This window comes from Desulfallas sp. Bu1-1 (assembly GCF_015594625.1).
Taxonomy (GTDB): domain Bacteria; phylum Bacillota; class Desulfotomaculia; order Desulfotomaculales; family Desulfallaceae; genus JADNRQ01.
The window spans coordinates 17,372-39,928 of sequence record NZ_JADNRQ010000021.1 but is presented as its reverse complement, the minus strand read 5'-3'; the positions used below and the strand labels follow the sequence as shown (position 1 = coordinate 39,928).

Annotated in this window: 19 protein-coding genes and 1 pseudogene; 15 read left to right on the top strand and 5 right to left on the bottom strand. The window is 48.2% G+C overall.

All coding sequences use genetic code 11. The features are described from left to right. The first annotated feature begins 382 nt into the window (after positions 1-382). From IT084_RS14835 to IT084_RS19055, 4 genes and pseudogenes are all read left to right on the top strand, one after another. A complete protein-coding gene (locus IT084_RS14835; protein ID WP_207744623.1) occupies positions 383-1,255 on the top strand; it encodes a substrate-binding domain-containing protein in 873 nt (290 codons plus the stop codon). A gap of 743 nt (positions 1,256-1,998) precedes the next feature. Continuing rightward, positions 1,999-4,209, top strand: coding sequence for a DUF1156 domain-containing protein (locus IT084_RS14830; protein WP_195713667.1), 2,211 nt, complete (start codon positions 1,999-2,001; stop codon positions 4,207-4,209). Next, positions 4,193-5,221: a hypothetical protein gene (locus IT084_RS14825; protein WP_195713666.1), complete on the top strand. Its 1,029-nt coding sequence runs from the start codon at positions 4,193-4,195 to the stop codon at positions 5,219-5,221. Before IT084_RS14830 ends, IT084_RS14825 begins: the two co-directional genes overlap by 17 nt. Beyond that, positions 5,222-5,334, top strand: a pseudogene (locus IT084_RS19055) (molybdopterin dinucleotide binding domain-containing protein); the annotation flags it as partial. Positions 5,335-5,609: 275 nt separating this feature from the next. Here the strand turns inward: IT084_RS19055 and IT084_RS14820 are convergent. Together IT084_RS14820 and IT084_RS14815 are read right to left on the bottom strand one after the other, a co-directional pair. Next, positions 5,610-5,987: a universal stress protein gene (locus IT084_RS14820; protein ID WP_195713665.1), complete on the bottom strand. Its 378-nt coding sequence runs from the start codon at positions 5,985-5,987 to the stop codon at positions 5,610-5,612. A gap of 394 nt (positions 5,988-6,381) precedes the next feature. Next, the gene (locus tag IT084_RS14815; protein ID WP_195713664.1) at positions 6,382-7,209 is read right to left on the bottom strand and encodes a hypothetical protein; all 828 of its coding nucleotides are present in this window, start codon (positions 7,207-7,209) and stop codon (positions 6,382-6,384) included. 284 nt (positions 7,210-7,493) lie between these two features. On the opposite strand from IT084_RS14815, the gene IT084_RS14810 reads away from it, so the two are divergent. The 7 genes from IT084_RS14810 to IT084_RS14780 all read left to right on the top strand — a co-directional run bounded on the left by IT084_RS14810 (position 7,494) and on the right by IT084_RS14780 (position 12,502). Further along, a complete protein-coding gene (locus IT084_RS14810) occupies positions 7,494-7,859 on the top strand; it encodes a ferric reductase-like transmembrane domain-containing protein (RefSeq protein WP_195713663.1) in 366 nt (121 codons plus the stop codon). A 99-nt stretch (positions 7,860-7,958) separates the two neighbouring features. Further along, positions 7,959-9,149, top strand: a complete 1,191-nt coding sequence (locus IT084_RS14805; RefSeq protein ID WP_195713662.1) for a DNA polymerase IV — start codon at positions 7,959-7,961, stop codon at positions 9,147-9,149. Continuing rightward, the gene (locus tag IT084_RS14800; RefSeq protein ID WP_195713661.1) at positions 9,142-9,438 is read left to right on the top strand and encodes a hypothetical protein; all 297 of its coding nucleotides are present in this window, start codon (positions 9,142-9,144) and stop codon (positions 9,436-9,438) included. The genes IT084_RS14805 and IT084_RS14800 overlap by 8 nt, the downstream gene beginning before the upstream one ends. Positions 9,439-9,868: 430 nt before the next feature. Next, positions 9,869-10,096, top strand: a complete 228-nt coding sequence (locus tag IT084_RS14795) for a hypothetical protein (RefSeq protein WP_195713660.1) — start codon at positions 9,869-9,871, stop codon at positions 10,094-10,096. Positions 10,097-10,110: 14 nt separating this feature from the next. Further along, the gene (locus tag IT084_RS14790; protein WP_195713659.1) at positions 10,111-11,307 is read left to right on the top strand and encodes a sulfite exporter TauE/SafE family protein; all 1,197 of its coding nucleotides are present in this window, start codon (positions 10,111-10,113) and stop codon (positions 11,305-11,307) included. Positions 11,308-11,503: 196 nt separating this feature from the next. Continuing rightward, a complete protein-coding gene (locus tag IT084_RS14785) occupies positions 11,504-11,992 on the top strand; it encodes a cyclic nucleotide-binding/CBS domain-containing protein (RefSeq protein WP_195713658.1) in 489 nt (162 codons plus the stop codon). Between the two features lie 18 nt (positions 11,993-12,010). Next, positions 12,011-12,502, top strand: a complete 492-nt coding sequence (locus IT084_RS14780; RefSeq protein WP_313885498.1) for a CBS domain-containing protein — start codon at positions 12,011-12,013, stop codon at positions 12,500-12,502. 82 nt (positions 12,503-12,584) lie between these two features. On the opposite strand, the gene IT084_RS14775 is transcribed toward IT084_RS14780, so the two are convergent. Next, complete coding sequence (locus tag IT084_RS14775) at positions 12,585-12,776, bottom strand: hypothetical protein (RefSeq protein WP_195713657.1); 192 nt, start codon at positions 12,774-12,776, stop codon at positions 12,585-12,587. A gap of 196 nt (positions 12,777-12,972) precedes the next feature. Then, positions 12,973-13,875 (bottom strand): polysaccharide deacetylase family protein, encoded by a 903-nt coding sequence (locus IT084_RS14770; RefSeq protein WP_195713656.1) that lies wholly within the window; start codon positions 13,873-13,875, stop codon positions 12,973-12,975. A gap of 234 nt (positions 13,876-14,109) precedes the next feature. Here IT084_RS14770 and IT084_RS14765 point away from each other — a divergent pair, with 234 nt between their 5' ends. Further along, complete coding sequence (locus IT084_RS14765) at positions 14,110-15,378, top strand: DUF6612 family protein (protein ID WP_195713655.1); 1,269 nt, start codon at positions 14,110-14,112, stop codon at positions 15,376-15,378. 173 nt (positions 15,379-15,551) lie between these two features. Here IT084_RS14765 and IT084_RS18280 read toward each other — a convergent pair whose 3' ends face one another. Continuing rightward, the gene (locus IT084_RS18280) at positions 15,552-15,818 is read right to left on the bottom strand and encodes a nucleotidyltransferase domain-containing protein (protein ID WP_313885497.1); all 267 of its coding nucleotides are present in this window, start codon (positions 15,816-15,818) and stop codon (positions 15,552-15,554) included. Positions 15,819-16,384: 566 nt separating this feature from the next. On the opposite strand from IT084_RS18280, the gene IT084_RS14755 reads away from it, so the two are divergent. From IT084_RS14755 to IT084_RS14745, 3 genes are read left to right on the top strand one after another with little or no spacing between them, the layout of a single operon-like run. Continuing rightward, on the top strand, positions 16,385-17,818 hold the full coding sequence (locus IT084_RS14755; protein WP_195713654.1) for a Wadjet anti-phage system protein JetA family protein: 1,434 nt from the start codon (positions 16,385-16,387) through the stop codon (positions 17,816-17,818). Continuing rightward, positions 17,815-18,438 (top strand): DUF4194 domain-containing protein, encoded by a 624-nt coding sequence (locus IT084_RS14750; RefSeq protein WP_195713653.1) that lies wholly within the window; start codon positions 17,815-17,817, stop codon positions 18,436-18,438. Before IT084_RS14755 ends, IT084_RS14750 begins: the two co-directional genes overlap by 4 nt. Further along, complete coding sequence (locus IT084_RS14745) at positions 18,407-21,730, top strand: ATP-binding protein (protein WP_195713652.1); 3,324 nt, start codon at positions 18,407-18,409, stop codon at positions 21,728-21,730. Before IT084_RS14750 ends, IT084_RS14745 begins: the two co-directional genes overlap by 32 nt. The last annotated feature ends 827 nt before the right edge of the window (positions 21,731-22,557 follow it).

Genomic DNA, 22,557 nt, shown 5'->3' with positions numbered 1-22,557 from the left:
AACGTGATTTACACGTCAACCCGGTTTTAATTTTTTTCAGGGAGGTGGGGGACTTTAAAATAGTAGTCAATAACAACAATTGATTTAACTGCAAAAACACCACAGCGGCAGGCGATCCGGCGGATTTCTGGAGTGAGTGGAGCACTGGATGCGGTCCCTAGCCCGTCATATCCCAAGAGTCATGACCCCTTAGGGCGTGAAGAAGTAGTTAGGCAGTGAGTTGCAAGCGTTAACTACAAGCTTCACCGTCTTCAAGAGTAAAATTGTGAAACGAACGATTGATACCGCCGGAGCGCCAGATACAAGTAACGGTTTTTGCAGCGAAATCACAATTACATAGGGGAAATAAAGAATAGAAATAAATTTGATGGGAGAGATAACGATGAAAAAAAAGATAATCCCGGTCATATTAATCGCGCTGGTAACTGTACTGGTTACGGCTCTGGCGGGCTGCGCCGGTAATCAGAAAACCGGGGAACCGAAGCAGGCCGGCGAACCGCAAAAGAAAGATATTATCCTGGCCACCACCACCAGCACGCAGGATAGCGGTCTGCTGGACGTTCTGCTGCCGGTATTTCAGGAAAAAACCGGTTACGTTGTTAAACCGGTTGCCGTGGGAACCGGCATGGCTTTGGAAATGGGTAAACAGGGCAATGCCGACGTGCTCCTGGTACACGCTCCGGATGCGGAAAAGCCCTTGGTGGATAGCGGGGATGTCATCAATTACCAGCTGGTGATGCATAACGATTTTGTGTTGCTCGGGCCGCCGGGTGACCCGGCGCAGGTCAAGGGAACCACTGATATCGCCGAAGCGTTTAAGAAAATAGCCGGCAAGGGCGCTTTGTTTATTTCCCGGGGTGATGATTCGGGGACGGATAAAAAAGAAAAGGATATCTGGAAAAAAGCCGGCATTGATCCCAAAGGGCAAAAATGGTACCAGGAAACCGGCCAGGGCATGGGCGCCAGCATCACCGTCGCCGCTGAAAAACAGGCTTACATTTTGAGCGACCGCGGCACCTACCTGGCGCACTCTAAAAACGTGGATTTACAAATAGTTTCCGAGGGCGATGATTTGCTGAAGAATATTTATCACGTAATGCAGGTCAACCCCGAAAAATTTCCCAAGGTTAACAGTGAAGGCGGCAAAGCCTTTGTTGAATTTATGATTGATAAGGAAACCCAACAAGTGATCAAGAAATTTGGCGTTGATAAATTTGGCCAATCCTTGTTTTTCCCGGACAGGCTGGAGGGATAGTGTTCCATTAAGCAAGATTTCTAATTTTTGGGCCCGGTGGCCGGTTGATTCCCGACAGGGAATAACCCGTGCACCGGGCTATTTATTTATTAAAGCAATTGATTGCATGGAGGGAAAATGATTTTAAATTTAGGTGCCGAACCTTGTGCCCGGGGGTGCCGGCCCAAACCTGCCGGTGGAAGCGAAGTTTAAAAATAATGTACGCTTATAGTTATTATTTTAAATTCTTTCTTGCTAAGGATCAAAACCAGTGCTAAGCTGATAATAAATAAACGGTAGTTATAGTTAATTTTGTTTGAGGATTTTAATTTTTTAAAAAACAAGGAGGATGGACTATTTGAAACCGTTGAATCATTGCTGTCCCATATGCAATAATGAGTTAACCGGTGAAAACGTAGCCACAAAATATTGGTTGGAACATAAACCAATAAGGTTGGACTACGCGGGAAGAATAATTTGTCAGAAGTGTGCCGACTGGATTGATAATACCGAATGGGATTGATTGAGGCAAATAGACCTGTTGTGACAAAAGCATACGAGAGGCCGGCACCCGGAGTACGGGGTGTTGGCCTCTCGTATGTTGATGCCATGCATTGTAAGCGGTACCAAAGTATAACGATAGAAGAACTTGGTTTTACTGAAAAGGATAACTGGGCTAAGAATGTCAGGCAACATTTTTTGAAGGGAATTTTAGGTTCCTGACGAAATAATGCTTTGACAAAATGGTTTTCCCCGGAGGAAACATGATAGAAAAAAACTTCGATATCCCATTTATAGCCGACCTGGCCCTCCACGAAAAGCAGATCCAGCAGAACTACCGTCCAATCATTGCAGTACATAAATGGTTTGCCAGACGCCCCGGCACTTTGTTCCGTGGGCTTTTGCTGTCTGAATTTGTTGGAGGCAGTTTAAGGGATAACTTTTATAAAGCCCACAATCTCAAAGAGATTAAGGTTGCCGACCCATTTATGGGCGGCGGGACGCCGCTTATTGAAGCCAACCGCCTGGGCTGTGATATCATCGGCTACGATATTAATCCAATGGCTTACTGGATTGTGCGCCAGGAGATAGAAAATATCGACCTGGAAGCCTACCGTGAAGCGGCAGCCGCCCTTCAAAGCTGGTTGAAGAAGAAAGTTGGGTCTTTTTATAGAACTTTGTGCATGAAATGCGGTTCTCCCGATGCCCACGTTAAATATTTTATATGGGTTAAAACCCTACGCTGTGGCGACTGCGGGGAGACTTTCGATTTATTTCCCGGGTATTTGCTTGCCGCAAACCGGCGCCACCCGAAAAATGTCGTCATTTGTTCTGCATGCGGCCAGCTAAATGAAGTGGAAGACCGGAAGAATCCAGGGATTTGTTATGATTGTGGCGAGGAATTGAAAATCAACGGGCCGGCGAACCGCAACCGCTGTCAGTGCCCCTACTGCGGTAAAATTAATATTTATCCGGATGCTTCAAATGGTGTACCCCGGCACCGTATGGTGGCGATAGAATACTACTGTTCTGCCTGTAAACCCAATCATCAAGGCAGGTTTTTCAAAAAACCCGACGCCGGGGATATAGCGAAGTACGAGGAAGCTTCCGGTGCATTGGCTCAGTTAACTCCGAGCTATATACCTGACGATGAAATCCCGCCCGGTGATGAAACAGCCCGCCTTCACCGGTGGGGATACCGGCGCTACCGCGAGATGTTTAATGACCGTCAATTACTGGGGTTGGAATTGAGCTGCCGGGCTATTGCCGGGCATCCAGACGATAAAATCCGCAATGCACTGGCAACAAACTTATCCGACTTGCTTCGCTACCAGAACATGCTTTGCCGTTACGATACAATGGCCTTGAAGTCTCTGGATATCTTTTCAGTACATGGTTTTCCGGTCGGCCTGTTTCAGTGTGAGTCCAATCTGCTGGGCATACCCAACGGTTCCAAGGGGTCAAATGTTGGCAGCGGTGGCTGGTTAAACATTATTTCAAAGTACGAACGTGCCAAAGCATATTGTGTAAGTCCATTTGAGATCCGGCATCTAGGCGGGCGCAAAGTACAGGTGCCAATCAAAGGCGAATGGATTGGCGAAAAACGTTATATATCCGGTATGCCGGGAAAAAGGAATATTGAGCTTCATTGCTGCAGTTCAACTTTTTCTGACTTGCCCTCCGGTTCCCTCGATGCGGTCTTGACCGATCCGCCATATTATGCCAATGTACAGTACGCCGAGTTGATGGACTTTTGCTACGTTTGGCTGCGCAGGCTAGTAAAAGACGACAGTGGAGTTTTTAATAAATCTTCCACACGGGACGAGAATGAACTGACCGGCAATATTACGATGGAGCGGGGGTTATCGCGTTTTACGGAAGGGCTGGCTACCGTCTTCATAAAAATGGCAGCGGCGTTAAAACGGGGAGCACCTCTTGTCTTTACATATCACCATAATACGATAGAAGCATATTTACCCGTAGCAGTTGCTGTTCTGGATGCAGGATTGACTTGTTCTGCTTCAATTCCCTGTCCGGCTGAAATGGGCGCTTCCATTCATATAAACGGGACTGGATCATCTGTAATTGACACGGTTTTTGTCTGCCGATCAACCGGTTCTGTTCCGCGTCGTACAATCGTATTCACGCCTGAAGAAATAGCCGGGCTAGTTCATGAAGATTTAAAACTGCTCCAGGCCGGAAACATTAAGCTAACACGCGGAGATATACGTTGTGTTGCTTACGGGCATCTTGTCCGACTGGCTATATGGAACTTGCGGAAAAACTGGAGTGTTAAAATGTCTGTTACCGAAAAAATGAAAACAGTTGCCCTGGCTATAGAACAACTTGGGGGTTGGGCCGGCGTTGAAAGACACTTGCCGGGTGACATGACGGATATTCCCTTCCGCCGGACCTCCCTGGCCCGCGAAGAACAAGAATATTACGGGGGAAAAGAGGATGAAATATCCTTTTGAAGTTTCTTTTACTGAACTGGAGGCCAACCCGGACGTTTACATAGACGCTGTTTTTTCCTGTCTTGAGTCCGAGTTCCTCGTCATGCCCAGGGGGGATGGATTCGTTGAATATCCTGTCTTTGAAAGTGGGTATGAATCTCTTAAACAATCGACGGGTGGGTTCCAAAATTTTAATGCTGGGCTAATAACAGAGGCGGCTTACCAAAATCCCATGATCATCATTGTTCTCCGAACAATGCTTGGATTTACCCCTCCGGAATGGGCTTATCTAACAACCCAGCGGACAGGTGTTGAAGTGACCCAGGGCTTTGCGCGTACCTTGGACCGTAATATTCGCATGTCACCATTGAAGCCTTTAAGCGATGGGAATGTTACAAAGAAACGGGTGAGAGCGCTAATAGAAACAGCTTGTCAGTTGCTTAATTCACCGGTTCCTGAAGTTAGTCAAGATAAAATTCACCGGTTGGATAAGGCTGATACACACGGTGGACCTGCTACAATCAGGGCAATGTCAGTTATGGGAGTACCATATGCCATGCTCTTATACGAACGGTTTTTGGGACGGCCTTTTGCCGGTCACAGGGATTCCGTGTCAGAATTGGTCGGCGATAGCCTGGAATCGGCCATAGAGGACGTGCTGACGAGGGCGGGCATTAGTTATAGAAAAACGAAAAGGGCGGAACGAATTGCAGGATTTGACCAGGCACCGGATTTTATCATCCCCAGTGAGTTTAATCCGCAGGTTATTATAGAAGCCAAAATTACTGAAGATGACGGTACAGCCCGTGACAAGGTAACTCGCATCCGACACCTTGTTTCAATGAGTTTGACGGGAAGTCCCAAAGGTTCACCTAAGTTTGAAGTTGTTGCTTGTATTGGCGGGCGCGGTTTCGGTGTCCGCCGTGAGGATATGAAAAAGTTGCTTCTTGACACCCGGGGGAAGGTGTTTACACTTAAAACATTGAACTATCTTGTCGAATTTACACGGTTGCGAGAATTTAAATCAAAATAGGTCTTCGCCTCCTTCCATTACCCGCAGGTGGCCATTAACAAGCTGACCAGCCCCGTCCGAGACCCAATCGCCAAGATCCCGGAATACAAGGTTGCGCGGTGGAGGTGGAGAAGCTGGAATTGAAGAAATTGTCTTGGCGGGACTATATCGAAAGCGACCACCCAATTTTACCATGGCGGCGGTGTGGTAGTTGTGACAAAAGCAATCGAGAGGCCAGCACCTGGAGTATGGAGTATCGGCCTCTCGATTGCTGATGCTATTCCTTTTAATGGTTAAAATTAGCGCCGAAACCGGCTGTCCATTAACGAAAGGCATGGCTATGCCATGGATAATTCCCTTGCGGGAATAACTATTACCTTATTTTTTATTCAAAGAGTATATATACCAATTATTTAACTATCAATACGGGACAATGGGACTGCTGGACAACCTTTTGACTCACGCTGCCCAGCAACATACCTTTTATGTTGCCGCGTCCTCTGGTGCCGACAACAATTAAATCACAATTATTCTGCCGGGCATAATCCACAATGTTTCCGGCCACGTCGCCCTGCCGGACCACTATTTCCACCGGCAGGCCGGCCCAATGAAATAGTTGTTTTGCTTTTCCAAGCAAGTTATTAACCTTTTGACTTGTAAATATATTGTATTCTGTTTCCGATACGCCTAGAAATTGAGCTTCGTCCCCGGTAAAAGTCAGGACGGTTAAAATGATGCATTGGGCCTGGGGAATATATCTTGCGGCAAATAAAAAAGCTCCTACCATACCCGGTAAAGGTGGTAGGAGCTATCAGCTTTTCAGCGTTAAGCGAGCCCCATCGCTTTTATATGCTATTAGCTTTAAATGTAATTTCCCGGGATAAATTAGTCAATTGTCATATTCTTTAAAATTATAATTTTAGAACTTCTTTTTGTTTTTATGCTTGATATTGCAAGTCCATCCTTTGTTTTGTATTGTTTTAGGTGTTATTTAACAACTGTTATGCGGCATCTCGTTTTTGAGTGCATGAAACGCGATGCACCATATTTTTATGACGTAATTTTTTATCATAATTTAGGTTATTTGTTTGCTTGGCACTTGACAGTTTTGTGCTATAGTTTGATAATAATTATAACAATTGTTATATTGGAGTGAAATTTGTGGAGTGGTTGATTTTAATCTATAAAATAGCCTCTTTGTTCTTGTCACGTATCAAGGCAATAACCAGCAGGGCCGGCAGGGCGATTGAAATTACCGCCATCAAGTGAATTTGGGCCATGGAAAACACGGTTTTTTTCAATAAAAGGAAAATTATCGTAAAAATAATATTAATCAACCACGTAATAACATCCAGCGCAAAAAACAAGGCCAACCATTTAAGCAGCATGTTGCCGTAAACTCTGATCTTTTGCCGGGCCAGCACAAAACCATAAATGTAAATTCCGGCCAAAAGGGAATCAATTACCAAATAACCGGCAACGGCAAAACTTGGCCGGTTAAAGCTATAATTGAATATAAATATATTGATTGCCAGCCCTGCAATGAATGTCAGACAAATCATCGCCATCCAGCAAGGTTTGAACACGGTATAAAACCGAACCCGGGTGCCGTAATTGCCAATGGTATAGATAAGCAAAAGGGCGACCAAAACGCCGCCCCCTTGTTGCAGGGCATAGTTGGCCAAGCTGATCAGTTTATAAACAACGGGTTGTTCAAAGATAAATTGCATAGGCGGTTGTAACTGCCGGAACATTATGGACTCCAGCAATAATCCCGCTTTAAGGGTCAACGATATAGCCAGCCATTTATAAAAACTTGTACCCTCCATTCGGTACCGGCGCCAGGCCAGTATCACTGCAATTGCGTAAAGGATAAAGCCGAGCGGGTTGAGTAATTTGCCAACCTTGATTTTGCTCAGTTCGGTTAAAACACCCGCCTCGTTGAGGATCACCGAAAGGCCCAGCATGATTACAAGTAAGGAGATTAATACGCTTTTCCATCTTTGCATAATATCCTCCCGCAATTCCCGGAATAAAACAAAATGCTTATAACTAATTTGACGTGTATATGCTCACATAAGTTCCATAAAATGCCGTTCACATTGTTACATTGGGGGCGGTTTGGGCGTCAAGCAAAGGGTGTGCATATAATGGTGGTGGAAACTAAACCGGCAAGAATGGCCTAATTCAGGAAAATAATATAAATAAAAGGATTTAATAACAATTTGCTGGAATTATTTGTTCAAATATTGTTCATTGACTAAAAAATTAGAAAAACGGGAGGATAATAGGTATGATTGAATTTTTGGGCTGGCTCGGTTTTGTCCTGCTGGTAGGCACTCTGATGCCTTTTTTATTGCGCCGTTTAAAGCTTTGGCGGAAAGAGTCGGCTTTTGGGGCTCGCTATCACCACCACCTGGCTCTAACATGCCTGGCGGTATTAACACTGCATGGCCTTTGGGCCTTGAACGGAAGGCGGGGGTGGGGATGGGGAGCCCGGGTGCATTTTCAGAATGAGATTATTAGCGGGGCATTTGCCTGGTTGGTGCTATTGGCCATATGTGTGTTGGCGTTGTCTGCGTTCCGGCAAAGACCCTTTAAACGTACCCATTGCTGGTTGGTGGGGCTGCTGGTTCTGTTGGTGCTGTACCACATTTAGCGTAATGCCCGCGGCGTATATGACATTTTTATCCTGTTGACCCGGCTAATTTAAGCAACTATAATAAGAGTCATCAAACAAACGTTCGGTGATGTTTGGATGAAACGGGTCATTTTACTGGCCGATATGAACAGTTTTTTTGCCAGCTGTCACCAGGCCGTTCAACCGGAGTTAAAAGATAAGGAAGTTATTGTGGCCGGCGACCCCGCAAAAAGGACCGGTATCGTGCTGGCGGCCAGTTACCCGGCCAAGGCGCGGGGCGTCAAAACCGGCATGCCGGTGTGGCAGGCGAAACAGCTTTGCCCGGATGGATATTATTTTAAGCCCGACCACCGGCTGTACATCGATTTCTCCAGCCGAATACTGCGGATCATGCGCGATTTTACCGACCTGGTGGAACCATTTTCCATCGATGAGGCGTTTGCCGATCTCACCGGTGTGATGCACCTCTGGAACAACCCGGGAGAGGCGGCCGGCAGGTTAAAGGAACGCATCCGGTCGGAAGTCGGCGTACTGTGCAGCGTGGGCATCGGGCCGAACAAACTAATCGCCAAGATGGTCTCGGGGGTGCGGAAGCCGGACGGTCTCACCATTGTTGAGAGCATAGACAGCTTTAAGAAAATTTTTTGGCCCATGCCGGTCCGTGAGTTGTTCGGAATCGGCCCCGGGTACGAAAAACACCTGCGGTATTACAATGTGCATACCATCGGGGATTTGGCCAACTTCCCCGTGGAAGTATTAAAGAAGCGCTGGGGTAAAAACGGTCAAATGCTGTGGATGTGCGCCAACGGAATTGACTGCAGCCCGGTGGTGCCCGCTTCCCTTGATGTTTCGAAAAGCATCGGCCAGCAAAGAACGCTTGCCCGGGACATCAAAGGTTTTCAACAAATTAAAGTCGTCATGCTTGAACTGAGCGAAATTGTGGCCCGGCGTGTGCGCCAGGGGGGATACGTGGGGCGGACCGTGGTTTTAACCCTGCGGGACACTGATCTCAGGTTTTTTTCCAGGTCGCGGAGCATGGCGGAGTTCACGGATCTTCCCGACGAAATTTACCGCACGGCCTGCGACATTTTATACGACTGTTGGGACTGGTCCCGTGCGGTGCGGCTTGTGGGGATAACCCTGGGCAATTTAATTAAACGGGACTATTTCCAGTACGATATGTTCGGTGAAAGGGCCAGGATGGCCCGGCTGGCCCGGGCCTGCGACAAGGTTAAAGACCGGTTCGGGGAAAAGGCGGTCGTGAGAGGGGTGGCGCTCACGGAAGGGAGTTTGTTAAACAATGGATAAAAGGAACGTCCTGTGGGAAAAACACCGGCTTTACCTGCCCGAAATGCGCCGGAGGGCCGTGCACCGGTGCAAACACTGTAAATTTTTTGTTGCGATTAAAGGCAGGATGGAAACCAGGCACGGCTGTGTCGCAAATATTAAAGCCTACGGCAACCTGGAAAAACGAGTGCCCCCGGTAATATCCATTTTTGACATTATCAAGCGGGTCGGGCTGGAAGGCCTGGAGGAATGTTTGAAATGCAGCGACCCGGATGCCCAGAGCTGCGGGAAATTTGAATTAAAAGCTTGAAGGTAAAAAAAACATAAAGTTCAAGTTATTTTTTTGGCGAAATTAAATTAGTGACCCGGTCTTGAAGCAAATTAACAGAATATACTGACTGGTTTTTGGATACCCGGCACACAAACGGCCGGGCATTTTTATTAGTAAATCCGGGATTCCCGAACGGCCTGATGAAAGTACATACAGCAGTGTTGTAAACCTGGTCAGATTGGTATTGCCTTATTAAAACCGGCCCCAGTAAATATGTGATTTTTTTCTCTTTGCTCGATGGCATACCCCTTGCAAATTTCTAGTGACAAATTCTCGTGATTACAAGCACAAAAGATGCGAATTAGTTTCAAGGGGGGATGCTCAGGTCATTGACAAAAAACGGGAGGGTATTTTCAATAACTTGCTTTTAGACTATAAACAATTACGAACTTAAGGGGGGCCGGTTCGAATGAAAACGGGTAAGACCGTCAGGAACGCAATTTTGTGGGGCATTTTATCGATAGCATTATACCTGGCATTATTTTTAAACCAGAAGATCGTCATGGATTATTTTGCGCGGGGAGGGATTTATGCCATTGCGATAATAGCGACCGCTCTCGTGTTTTCCTTCGTGCATGGGACCTTTGCCAACTACTTTATTGAGGCCATCGGTTTTAAACCGGTAACTAAAAAATAAAGGGGGAGAATGGAATGAAGGAAAGGTGGTTCAAGTTCTTCAAACATTGGGGGTTCATTCCCCTGGCGGCATTGATCGCCCTGGTCTTAATCCCCGGAATTTGCGAAGCTGCCGGCGAGGCGGTGGATACGACCAATGCGGTGAAAAAGTTTATTGAACTAAACACTTTCAGCGTTCTCTTCCTGTTCATCCTGGGCTTTCTCGGCGGTTTGATCAGCGGTTTTATCGGTTCCGGCGGCGCCTTTGTGCTGACCCCGGGGATGATGAGCCTTGGCGCGCCGGCGGCCATAGCCGTGGCCAGCAATATGTGCCACAAGTTTCCCAAGGCGCTGGTGGGAGCATATAAGCGCTTCAAGTACGGCCAGGTGGATATTAAGCTGGGGGTAATCATGGCGGTTTCGGCCACGGTCGGCGTGCAAATCGGGATTAAAATTCAGAAATTTATCTTTGCCAAGTGGGGGGCGGCCGGTTCCAATCTTTACGTAAGCCTGGCGTTTGTCACTATCTTAACCGTCCTGGGTATTTACATGCTTTATGATGCCAGGAGGGCAATGCGGGCCAACCAGGATGACACGTCCTCCGGACTGGCGGACAGAGTTAAAAGATTTAGACTTCCACCGGTACTTCAATTTAAAGTTGCCAATACAAAGGTATCGGCCTGGGTGACCATTCCGGTGGGGCTCGGCACCGGCATGCTGGCGGCAACCATTGCCGTGGGCGGTTTTATCGGGGTCCCGGGAATGATTTACGTGCTGGGGGTTCCCGCCATAGTGGCCAGCGCCACGGAACTGGTGATCGCTTTCATCATGGGCTTGACCGGAACATTAACCTGGGCCCTGGGCGGCTTTGTGGACATCAGGATGGCGCTTTTGATTCTGGCCGGTTCTTTGTTCGGCGTGCAACTGGGTGCTGTGGGCACCACCTATGTGAAAGAGTACATGATTAAAGTGGTCATGTCCACCATCATGTTGATTGTCTCCATCAGCAGGGGGTTTGCCATCCCGGGTTACCTGCATGAACTGGGTAAATTGCAAATGGAGCCGGCCACCATCAAAATACTCAACAACATCAGTTTTATAACCATGTGCATTGCCCTGGCCACCGGCGGGGTGATTATCCTGGGGAACATGTGGAAAAGGAGAAGAGAGCTTAAAATGGAGGCGGCAAAAGAGGCACACCCGTTATTGCAGCACGCCGCAATTGATAAATAAGTATGATTCCACAGTTTGCAATTGAGGGTACAAAAAAGTATGCGGCAGGCTGTAGGTTGAAGGGGTGCACGGCAGTAACTTGCTTTGCACCCCTTTTTAAAAAAATGCTGTCCATTTAAATTGGTGATCAAGCGGTTAAGCTCCTGATATAATGGTGGCACCGGGGATAATGATATAATTTTTCGGAGGTATTGTTGTGTACGGGAACAAAAAAGTGCGGGATTTTATGGTCCCGGTTGACGAATACCCGGTTATTCACGAGGATACACCCGTTGCCGGGGCGGTTGGATTAATGCGGGAATATTTCCACCAGAAGGACGGCACCTGGTATGGTTTTCAATCAATGCTGGTGGTAAACCGGAGTGAAGAGCTGGTGGGGATCTTGACCCTTCGGGGTTTGCTCAAGGCTTTTAAAATCCGGGCTGTCCTGGATCATTTGCTGAAAGGGGACCCCATGGGTTTGTTTTTCCTGCCCCGGTTTCATGATAGCCACGAGATCACGGTAAAGGACATCATGCGCCCTTTGAAGCTCATCACGGTGCAGGCGGACAGAGATATCTTCGAGGCCATCGTTATTATGGTCAAGTGGAACATTAATTCCCTGCCGGTAATGTCGGGCCATAAACTGGTGGGAATAGTCAGGACTATCGACCTGTTTTGGGCGGTAGGGGAATTCTTGGACTGACCGAAAGGAGCGAACGCCGTGAACGGGAAAAAGACAGCCGAAGATATCATGGTGCCGATCAATGATTATGTTACAATTTCGCAAAAGGCCACCCTGTACGAAGCCATCAATGTTCTGCGCAGCTCCTTTCACCGGGACGGCAGGGCCTGGTACGGCCATCGCAGTGTGATCGTGCTGGGGGAAGACGGCGACCTGGTGGGCGTTTTAAGCCTGAATGAAATTTTAAAGGCGGCCGGTCTCAGGGAGTTGGACAATGACCCCGACTTCAAAGCGGAATCCTGGGGCTGGTATTATATCAACAGCATGAGGCAGAGCGCGAAGTTGCGAGTGAAAGACGTTATGCGGCCCTTGGCCGTAGCCACGGTGGACGCGCGGGACGAAGCCGGCGAGGTGGCCCTGGCCCTTTTAAAACACAAGGTTAATTCCCTGCCGGTGTTGAAAAATGGTAAGCTTGTCGGTATGGTCAGAATCCTTGATATTTTCATGGTAATCGGCGAATACTTTTTTTAGTGTCATTTGGGCTGTGCCGGTAATACTATAAAATTAACTCGCTCGATCAACCGCGGGTGATCCACCTGCGGCTGTATATTGTTTATTGATATAATTTCGCTTCAATTTCCTTTATTTTTTCTTCAAGTTCCTTGATCTCCGCATCATACCTGTGCCTGGCATGGCCGGGAACGTGAATAGAAGTTTTTTCCAGCATAAAATGCCTTTCCTGTTTGACGTCCTCAAGCTCCTCTTTCAAACTTTTCAGCTTTTTCTCAAGCTCGCACCTGTCCATGCAGTACCCCTCCCTGAAGTCTTGTCAATATGTTGAGAAGAATTACATAACTTAATAGTAAACATATTAACAAAATTATAACAAACATTTGCTAATAATGCAATGTCGGGGGGAACCAATTAGCGGGAGGTATCGTCTAAAGAACGGAGTAATTATTTCTTTTGTTGGCCGTTGTCTCACCGGCCAAAGAAAAAAGTTACGGGCCGTCGGCACCGGCGGCGGCCGGAAGCGCTTCTTCCCGGTCCAGCAATTCGGAGACCGGCACCGGTTCAAGGCCACGCTCCCTGAGTTTTTGGATCATTTCCGGCAGGGCCTGCAGCGTATTCTTTCTTCCTTCGTGCAAAATAATGATGGAGCCGGGTTTTACCTGGCTCAGCACCCTGGAAACAATTTCTTCGGGTGGAGGGTTTTCCCAGTCACGGGGGTCCACATTCCATAGGACCACTTGCTGGTTTAATTCCCGGGCCACCTCAATCACATTTTCGGAGTAGCGGCCGTATGGTGGGCGAAATAGGCCGATTTCATCGCCCAGGGATTCATAAACTTGTTGCGCTACGCTGCGCAGGTCCTTGGCAATTTCCTCCCGTTCCAGTTTGTCCAGCCGGGCGTGCCGCCAGGAATGACTGCCGATTTCGCTTCCGAGTTCGATAACTTTACGGGCCTCTCCCGGATATAGACGTATTCGTTGACCAATCATAAAAAAAGTTGCCCGCACGTTGCACTTCTGCAGCGCTTTGAGATATTGACCGGTCATTTCCGAATAAGGTCCGTCGTCAAAACTCAGCCCGACTTTACCCTGGATGTCTACTTGTTTGATTAACTGGCTTGTATCAGCGGGTGAAGGTTCCACCGCCAGGGCTTGACCCGGTGGCGGCGGTGGCAGCGGTTTACCGGGGTGAACAGGCGCTTCCCGGCTTTCTTTTCCCGCTTCCCCCGGGGGTGATTCATTTAAAGCAGGTTGCTTAACGACAACCGGCGGGGGCGATGGTGTTTTATCATTTATGAAAGACCGGGGTTGAATGCCGGAACTTAACGGGTAAAAGAAAATACTAATAAAAACCAGCAATCCGGCCATAACGCGCAAAGATCTCCAATACATTTATATCTCTCCCCCGGGCATACTTGTTCATCTTGCACAATTAGACGAATTTCCACATCATTTTGTTGCGATTTTTTTTACCGGAAACTTGATATTGATTTCACTGCCAAAAAACCACAGCGGCGGGCGATCCGGTCCGAAACACATCATCTTAAAAAAAAAAGGGGGGATCAAATGCATTACCAAGCGTTACAGGCGGAATGAACAACAAATTTAAAATCGGAGGTGGGCTTTTTGAAAAGAAACCTGTTTTTAACCACGACGCTGGCGTTGCTGGTCAGTTTACTGATCGCCTTGCCGGCCTTTGCCGGGGATCAGGTGAACCTTAACGTCAACGGGGATTCCGCGGCACAGTTCGATATATTCCTAAAAGATGGAATAAGCATGGTTCCCGTGGATGCTTTTGCCAGGTTTTCCGGTGCCGATGTGGAGTGGACCCCGGGGAATACCTTAAAGATTACCGAGAACGGGGTAATCTTGTTGATGACCGTTGATAAAAAGGATGCTTTGCTTAAAGGGGAACCGGTAACGCTGTCCTGCGCGCCGGTGAAGACCGGTGACAAGGTGTATGTGCCGCTACGTTCCGTCGGCGAGGCTTTCGGTTATGAAGTGGGTTGGGATAACCGGCAGCGCCTGGTAACGTTGAACCGCAATGAAACCAGGGACGGCATGACGCCCGAGGAACTGCTGGTCAAAGCCAATCGGGTGGCTATGGACATCAACACCTACTCCATGGAAGGCAATATGAACATGAATATCAGTGTTGTTGCCGATGGGAAACAGGTCGGGGATGCCCCCGGGAACTTGAATATTGAACTGACCGGTCATTATCAGAATCAGCCCATGCGGATGTATATGAAACAAAATATTATCCCCGCAGTGAAGAATCAGGTTCCCGAAATGGTTGTGGAAACTTACATGACCGAAGAAAAAATGTATATGAAAGCTCCGGGGCAGGAGTGGGTGGTTCAGGATATGCCCTTCGCGCCGGAATTCTGGAAGCAGCAGCGGGATATCCAGTCCGATCCCTTGAAGGCGGCGGCTCAGATGAAGGAAATGGGCATGCTGCTGAATTTCGGCAACGACGTGAGCATAGACGGCCGGGAATATTACGTGATTAACTCCACCCTGGATATGAACAAGTTCCGGCAGGGTTTCCAGAAGTTGATGCAGCAGGCGATCCAAAGCATGCCTCCAAGCGCCGGCACTGGCGACCCGGCACTGGTGCAACAGCAGCTCCAGAAGCTTTTGGAAAACAGCAAAGTTGATTACTATTACACCGTTTATGTTAACAAGAAGACAATGATCACGGATGTGGTCAAGTTCAACGCCCTGATGGAACTCACCATGAACCCGTCGGAACTTGGCAGTCCCGGCGACGCGGAAAATAAAACCGGCATCCCCAAAGAAGTTAAAACGAAAATAGCAATGAAGGGCGAGTTCAAGATCGGCAACCTGGGCAGCCCCTTTGTCGCGCCCGATGTGAGCAACGCCCGGCCATGATTATATTGACGAATGTCATAAAGGAAGAGGGAAACCGGCTGTTGGAGTCCATGGGTTTCCCTCTTCCGCTTTTTTCGCCATACCTTTCTGTATATTTATTTCCAGCCGCCAGGTCTAAAACCTCCGGCTTTCAGTTACATTACATTGTAAAAAAATTCGGGGTTTTGCGCTGGTTAAAACTGATACTCTATAGTTTGTGGTTCAGTCAGCACTTCGTAAAGGAAGCAGGCTTTTTGTTTTTTCGCTTCATTTATTTCTTCCGGTGAATAGCCTCGCACCTCAATTGGTTCCAGTATTTCGGCGAGGGCCTCACCCAGCTTTTCAAAACGTTTCCAGAGAGGCATGCCGGCAAATGCTGGTGAAATAACAATAAGGTCTATATCACTGTCTGGACTGGCTGTACCTTTGGCTTGGGAACCAAATAAGTATGCTTTTTGCACTGGTACACCTTTTTTTCAAGGACAGAAAGATAAGATTTGATGATTTTATTCAATTCAGTTGTTGTTTGATGCATTCTATCAAGCATGCTCTCAGCTGTATCCAGATCGTATGCTGCTTGGTCAAGCCATTCTAAGGTTTCCGGTCTCATACAGTTTTTTCCACCTCTTTGGATATTTTAACATAATACGTAATAAAAAAGCAATGGAAATGAATCAAGTATTCAGACGCCGATTATTTTAGCGGCTTGGTCATCGGTTCCGCTTTCCTGGTCCGGAAGGAAAGTTTTTTATTGGGTCAGATTCCGGTGGCGGAGGTAGGTTTTTTGGTGGCGGGAGTACTGGGATTCTGGTTCCTGGTTTCCATTTTACGCTCGGGAGGGTTTTAAGATGGTTTGTCCTGCCGGATGTGAACGGGATTCATTCGCGGTGTGGATCAAAAAACAACTTTATAGTACAATATTTTAAAAGGCAGGAAAAAATCCCCGCTAAAATTGCGGTTTTCCTGTTTTTTTATATACGGTATGCCGCCGTTTGATTAATTAAAAGTAGATTTTAAGCAGGTATGGATGATGCAGAGTTACGGAAAAGAATTCTTTGCACAGGTTCCGGAAAACCTTTTTTCTATTTTTAGCCGAAGCCTGAAAGAAATTTATGTCGATTTGTTGTTTTTGGTTTACCGGGAATATAACAAGCGAATTTATACCCTTTCCCGGGATCATATCATCGATCTTTTTACGGAGTACCTGGAAAGCATGGGCGAACAGGCCTGGCAGGCGGAGGACGAGGGCGGCTGGGAGAATGCCGCAAAAGGTGCCCGCGAGCGGGCCCACCAGCTTTTGCGCAGGTTGGTGGACACGGGATGGCTGAGCCTGGAGCCGGAACTGGATTATACTTTTAGAATATCAATACCCGATTATGCAATTGCCTTGCTGGAGGCAATGAACAAAATTCGCACGGGCTACCGGGTGGAATTCAAGGGGAGAATACTCAGCATCTACCAGAACCTTACCGGCAGCGAAGGGTTTTCCTATGTCGCCCTGCAGCAGGCTTATGAATCCACCCGGGAATTGATTGACGGCTTGAAAAGTTTGAATCACAGCATCAAGCATTATACCGAGAAACTCCTGGAAGCGGAAGACGTAAGCGCGATCCTGAACCAGATTTATGACGAGTATCAAACCAAGGTTCTCGGCGAGCAATACTACAGGCTTAAAACCTCGGAACATATCTCCAAGTACCGCACCGGCATTTTAAAGAGCATCAGGGAATGGCAGGCCAATAGGGCGGAAATTGATCGCCAGGCCGGGATCATGGTGCGGGAAAAAAGGGCGCCGGACAGGGCGGCCGCAGAAAACATGTTGTATGATTGGCTGGAATACATAGAATCCACTTTCAGCAAGGAAATGGACAAGCTGCTGGGCGAAATTGACCGGCGCAATGCCAGGTACGCCAGGTCGGCGGCAGACCGCCTCCGGTTCAAGCTCCGCCGGGGCATGGGGTCCGGCCGGCATATTTTCAACGTGCTGGCCTACCTGGGGAAGCTGGCCAGGGAGTCGGGGGAAAAGGCGCAAGTTCCCGGGGAAATTGCCCGTTCCATCGCCCTTTTCCCCCAGGCTGCCGTGGACACGGGCAGCCTGAAAAAGCCCCCCGCGGCGCGGCAGATCCATAAACCCCAGCCCCTTCGTGTTGTGCCGGTACCGGATGAGGTGCGCAGAAAAAAACTTTCCCAATTTGGCTCGCGGGTGGCGCAAGAGGTTACAGTGGAGCAGATCAACAGCTATGTAAATGCCGTCCTGGGCGAACGGGATGCCTGCCCCATCGGGAGCCTGCCCCTAGACAATCAAAACCAGTGGGTAAAGCTTATTTACATTATTCTTTACAGCCAGTCCCCCGGGGCCTGCTACCGCCTGGAAGGCAAAAGGGGTGAAACGGTAACCATCAAAGATGGAACAATTGAGGTGCCGAACCTGGTCATCAGAAGGAAGGAGAGGACAGTTTGAGCTGGTACAGGGAGTATGAGGATTTTTCGAACAGCGACAGGGAAACCTTTCGTGATGCGGCAAACCTGCTGCTAAGCCAGAACTACCTGGTGTACGAGCGGGAAAAGGACCGCCGCTATTACCGGTTCGTGGAACGCTACGCACATATCTTCGAAGAATATTTTCTCCTTTCCGGCTGGCATCTGAACCACAACAAGCACCTCTCCGTGTTTCAGCTCTATAACCGTTACGGAAAGAACAGGTATCATTTCACCTTGCAGGAAACCATATTTTTATTTATCCTGAGGCTCCTTTATGATGAAAAACAAAAAGATTTGCGGCTGACCCGGGAGATGGTGGTAACGGGTGAAGAAATCCAGGAAAAATACATGGCCCTGGAAATAAAAAACCGCTTGCCGGCCCGGGACGACATGGAAAAGATATTAAGGCTGTTCAGTCACTTTTCTATTTTGGACTTGAAACGCGGTCAATGGAAAGACCCGGACGCCGTCTATATTCTTTACCCCTCTCTCCTGATGGTCGTGGATGCGGAAAGCGTGGAACGGCTGGCGGACTGGATCGGGACAGGCGAGGGAAAGGAGGCCGGAGATGAAACAATTAACGGGGATCAAACTGATTAACTGGCATTATTTTACCAATGAAACCATTCCCATTGAAGGAAGCGCTCTCATTACCGGAAACAACAAGGCCGGCAAGTCCACGCTGATCGATGCCCTGCAGGTGGTTATCGTGTCCAACATGAAAAAGATTCTGTTTAATGCCGCCGCCTTCGATGAAAAAACGGAGCGGGACCTCAAAAGTTACTTGCGGGGCAGAACCGGCACCGAAGGCAAATACACCTATTTGCGTGGTAATGAAGAGGACTTTTCCAGCTACATCGTGCTTGAGATAACCCATACCGCCACCAACAAACCCTCCCTGATCGGCGTGGTGTTCGACTACTATTGCGAATCCGGGGAGGAGGAGCATGTATTTTTTATCATTGACGGGTGCCCGCTGAGTGATGATCTTTTTTTGCAGGACGGGTACCCCCGCAACAGGAAGCAATTTTTCCGCCATATCAAGGCCAGGGGCCTCAATTGCCGCCAGTACCGTAACGATGTCGAGGGCTACCGAAACGACTTGCGCCAGCTTTTGGGCGGGATCAAGGAGACTTTTTTTTCGCTTTTTGTTAAGGGGATTTCCTTCAAGCCCATCACCAACCTGCGCAAGTTTGTTTACGACTACATCCTGGAGGAACGGCCCGTAGACGTGGATACAATGCGGGATTACGCCGAAAGATACCGCCAGATGGAAAATCAACTTTTAAACACCGAAGCGGAAATAGCGGCTCTGGAAGAAGTATGCGGGGAATTTGAGAAAATTGAAAATTTGCGCCGGAAAGAAGCAGCCGGCCGGTATATGCTGTACCGGGGCGGTTTTGAGCAAAAAATGCGGGAACTGGAAGAAACGGAGCGGCGGCGCCAACAGGCCGGGGACCGGTTCCAACAGCTTTTGGTTGAATTGCAAGCATTGGAGGAAAAACATAAAAACCTGCAGGCTGAAAAGGAAAAACTGATTGAAAAAATCAAGGATCATGAAATTGCCCACCGGGAAAAGCAGTTACGCCAGCAGATCACGGCATTGAAGAAACAACTGGAAGCGCTGGCTGAAATGCGGCGCAACCTGCTGCACCAGGTTAAATCGGATATCTCGGACCGGGAAAAATTAATTGAGGTTTTGCGCCGGGAAGGGGCTCCCTCCGAACTGACCGGTTCCCTGGCGGAAGATAAACAGGCCTGGCGAATTTTCCTGGAAGTGGGGCATTTTCCTTCCGACCCGGGCAAGCTTGCCCGTTCCTGGAACGAGGGTATGAAATGGCTTATTGTTCAGGCATCGGAGTGGAAAAAACAACAGGAAACTTTGCAAAAACAGGTTGAGGAACTGGAACTGGCGATTAAAAACCTTGAAAAAAACCGGGTGCTGGGCAACGCTTCTTCCACCATGAAGCTGAAAAAACTGTTGGAGGAATACCTTGTCCCTGTGGAAGGTCAAGACCGCGTCCCGGTTGAGGTTTTTTGCGAGGCCATCGATATCCGCGACCGGCGGTGGCAAAATGCCATCGAGGGTTATCTTGCCGGCCAGAAGTTTGACCTGCTGGTGCCGCCCGGATACTTCGACCAGGCGCTGGCCGTTTATGAACGGTATAAATTTACCCACGGCATGGAAAATGTGGGCCTGGTCAATACGGACAAGCTGGTAAAAGAGGCAAGACCCCCCCTCGAGGGCAGCCTGGCCGAGGAGATTGTGGCCGAAAAGGACTATATCCGCGCTTATGCCGATTGGCTTTTGGGCGGGGTGATCAAATGCGAAACGGAAAAGGAATTGAAACGCCACAAGCGGGCCATTACCGCCACCTGCATGCTGTACCAGAACTATACGGCCCGGCAAATCCCCCGCAATCGCTACGCGGTGCCGTATATCGGCAAACAGGCCGTTAAGGTGCAATTGGCCGGAAAGCGGGAAGAGTTGAAACAGTGCCGGGGGCAGTTGTCCCTGCTGGAAGCAAAATTGAAGCAAGCCGGCAGTGTTTTAAATTTAAAGAGCGACAAGCACTACCTCTATCAACAGTGGCAAAAAGATTTTGCCCGGTGCCGGGAACTGGATAACCTGGAATGGGAACTGGTGCAGGCACAACAGGAATTGCTGAACCTGGACCGTTCCGAACTTGAGGGACTGGAAAAAACCAAGAAGGATATAGAAGCCGAAATTGAGCGGTGTGCAAGTAAAACCGGCGAAATTAACACCGAAAAGGGCCAAATGCAAGCCAAACTGGAAGTATATGAACAAAAAATGGAACAACTGGCCGTGGAAAGGGATAATTATGCTCAAAAGTATCTTGCCTATGTGGAAAAACTTCCGGTGGAGCTGAAGGAAGCCTGCGAGGCCAAATGGGAGCGGGAGATTCAAAAACGGTCGCCCGGGGAACTGGCACATAATTATCAGATCAGGATCCAGGGTTTGGAAACCAGGATTAAAAAACAAATGGACCAGCTGGTCAACGCCCGGCATGAATTCAATAAAAGATTTGATTTTCTGGCCGATGTTACGGCCCCGGACAACCTGGAATATGAAGACCGGTTGCGTTTTTTAAAGGAAATTCACCTGCCCGAATACGGCAGGAAGGCCCGGGAAGCCCGGGAAAAGGCGGAGCAGGCTTTGAAGGAACACTTTCTGTCCCGGTTGCATGAGGCTATAAGCATGGCCCATGAAGAGATCGATGAACTGAACTTCGCGCTGATGGATTTGAAATTCGGCAGCTATTCTTACAGGTTCAGCATCAGCCCCAAGCCGGAACTGCGTGACTTTTACGAAATGATTGAGCATGCCCGGTTGGGGGCGAACGAAATACTTTTCAGCACGGTTTTTCAGGACATGCACGGCGACAGCTTCAACCGCCTGCTGGAGGAAATTACCGCCGGCGACCGGCAGGACAAAATCCACGAGCTTACCGATTACCGCTCTTATCTTGATTTTGACATTATCATCACCGACGAACAGGGCAACAAAAGCTATTTTTCCAAGGTTTCCCGAACCGAGTCGGGAGGCGGGGCGCAAATACCCTTTTACGTGGCGATACTGGCGTCTTTTTACCGGGTATACCACCTGCACCGGAAAAAGGACACGCTGCGCCTGGTGGTTTTTGACGAAGCTTTTAACCGGATGGATGCCGATAACGTCGAGGAATGCATGCGGTTTATCCGAAAACTGGGTTTCCAGGCCCTGATCGTGGAACCCACCGGCAAGATTCAGCTTGTGGTGCCGTATGTAAACACCAATATCATTGTCATGAGGGAAGGCTTCCACAGTTTCGTGGAACGCGTCACCCGCAGGGAAATCGAACAGTTGGTTGAACAGAAAGCCTCAGCATAAAATGAAATATTGATTTCGCTGCAAAAACCGTTACTTGTATCTGGCGCTCCGGCGGTTTCATTCGTTCGTTTCACAATTTTACTCTTAAGGACGATGAAGCTTGTAGTTAACGCTTGCAACTTACTGCCTAACTACTTCTTCACGCCCTAAGGGGTCATGACTCTTGGGATATGACGGTATCGTTGGGGACATACCTCCGACCCCAAAGCTTTGCCCTAAAGAGGAGGTGTGTCCCCTGACCGCTATTCCGCATCCAGTGTTCCACTCACTCTAGAAATCCGCCGGATCGCCTGCCGCTGTGGTGTTTTTGCAGTTAAATCAATATTTTGCTACAATATAATTTAAGGAATACAAAAGTTAATAAAAGCTTTTGTCATTGGTTTAAATATGTTAAAGTGGTTATATATGGATGTAAGTGCTACCCTTAATTAGTAGATGGATACAATGAGACGGGTAAAGTATAAAGATTTCAAAGATCAAGTTAAGAGAGACTCCATTACCGCCTTAAAAATGATAGATAGAAGTGCTCCGCGTAGAAAACCAAGGGACTTGGGGGAGGCTGATGCCCTGGTGCGTCTTGCCTGGCTTTCTTAGGACAACGCCATCTCCAGCGGTAAATTACAAAAAAAGGGGGTTAGGCGATACAGCCTGAATATAGATGGCAGTTGAGGGTAAGGGGGGTTTATGGTATAATCTTACAAAAGATCGTTTTTGACTTAGGAGGCGTAATAACATGTTCGGTGAGACAATAAAAATAGAATTTGAGTTGCCTAAAGAATTATTCTATAAAGGACGATCTCTAAGGCAAAACTAATCAAAGCTGAAGC

Coding starts and splice junctions, on each gene's coding strand:
- IT084_RS14755 (WP_195713654.1), top strand. CDS start 16,385: ATGATGCAGAGTTACGGAAAAGAATTCTTTGCACAGGTTCCGGAAAAC.
- IT084_RS14795 (WP_195713660.1), top strand. CDS start 9,869: ATGAAAACGGGTAAGACCGTCAGGAACGCAATTTTGTGGGGCATTTTA.
- IT084_RS14820 (WP_195713665.1), bottom strand. CDS start 5,987: ATGGTAGGAGCTTTTTTATTTGCCGCAAGATATATTCCCCAGGCCCAA.
- IT084_RS14830 (WP_195713667.1), top strand. CDS start 1,999: ATGATAGAAAAAAACTTCGATATCCCATTTATAGCCGACCTGGCCCTC.
- IT084_RS14800 (WP_195713661.1), top strand. CDS start 9,142: ATGGATAAAAGGAACGTCCTGTGGGAAAAACACCGGCTTTACCTGCCC.
- IT084_RS14815 (WP_195713664.1), bottom strand. CDS start 7,209: ATGCAAAGATGGAAAAGCGTATTAATCTCCTTACTTGTAATCATGCTG.
- IT084_RS14825 (WP_195713666.1), top strand. CDS start 4,193: ATGAAATATCCTTTTGAAGTTTCTTTTACTGAACTGGAGGCCAACCCG.
- IT084_RS14745 (WP_195713652.1), top strand. CDS start 18,407: ATGAAACAATTAACGGGGATCAAACTGATTAACTGGCATTATTTTACC.
- IT084_RS14805 (WP_195713662.1), top strand. CDS start 7,959: ATGAAACGGGTCATTTTACTGGCCGATATGAACAGTTTTTTTGCCAGC.
- IT084_RS14770 (WP_195713656.1), bottom strand. CDS start 13,875: ATGTATTGGAGATCTTTGCGCGTTATGGCCGGATTGCTGGTTTTTATT.
- IT084_RS14775 (WP_195713657.1), bottom strand. CDS start 12,776: ATGGACAGGTGCGAGCTTGAGAAAAAGCTGAAAAGTTTGAAAGAGGAG.
- IT084_RS14790 (WP_195713659.1), top strand. CDS start 10,111: ATGAAGGAAAGGTGGTTCAAGTTCTTCAAACATTGGGGGTTCATTCCC.
- IT084_RS14810 (WP_195713663.1), top strand. CDS start 7,494: ATGATTGAATTTTTGGGCTGGCTCGGTTTTGTCCTGCTGGTAGGCACT.
- IT084_RS14835 (WP_207744623.1), top strand. CDS start 383: ATGAAAAAAAAGATAATCCCGGTCATATTAATCGCGCTGGTAACTGTA.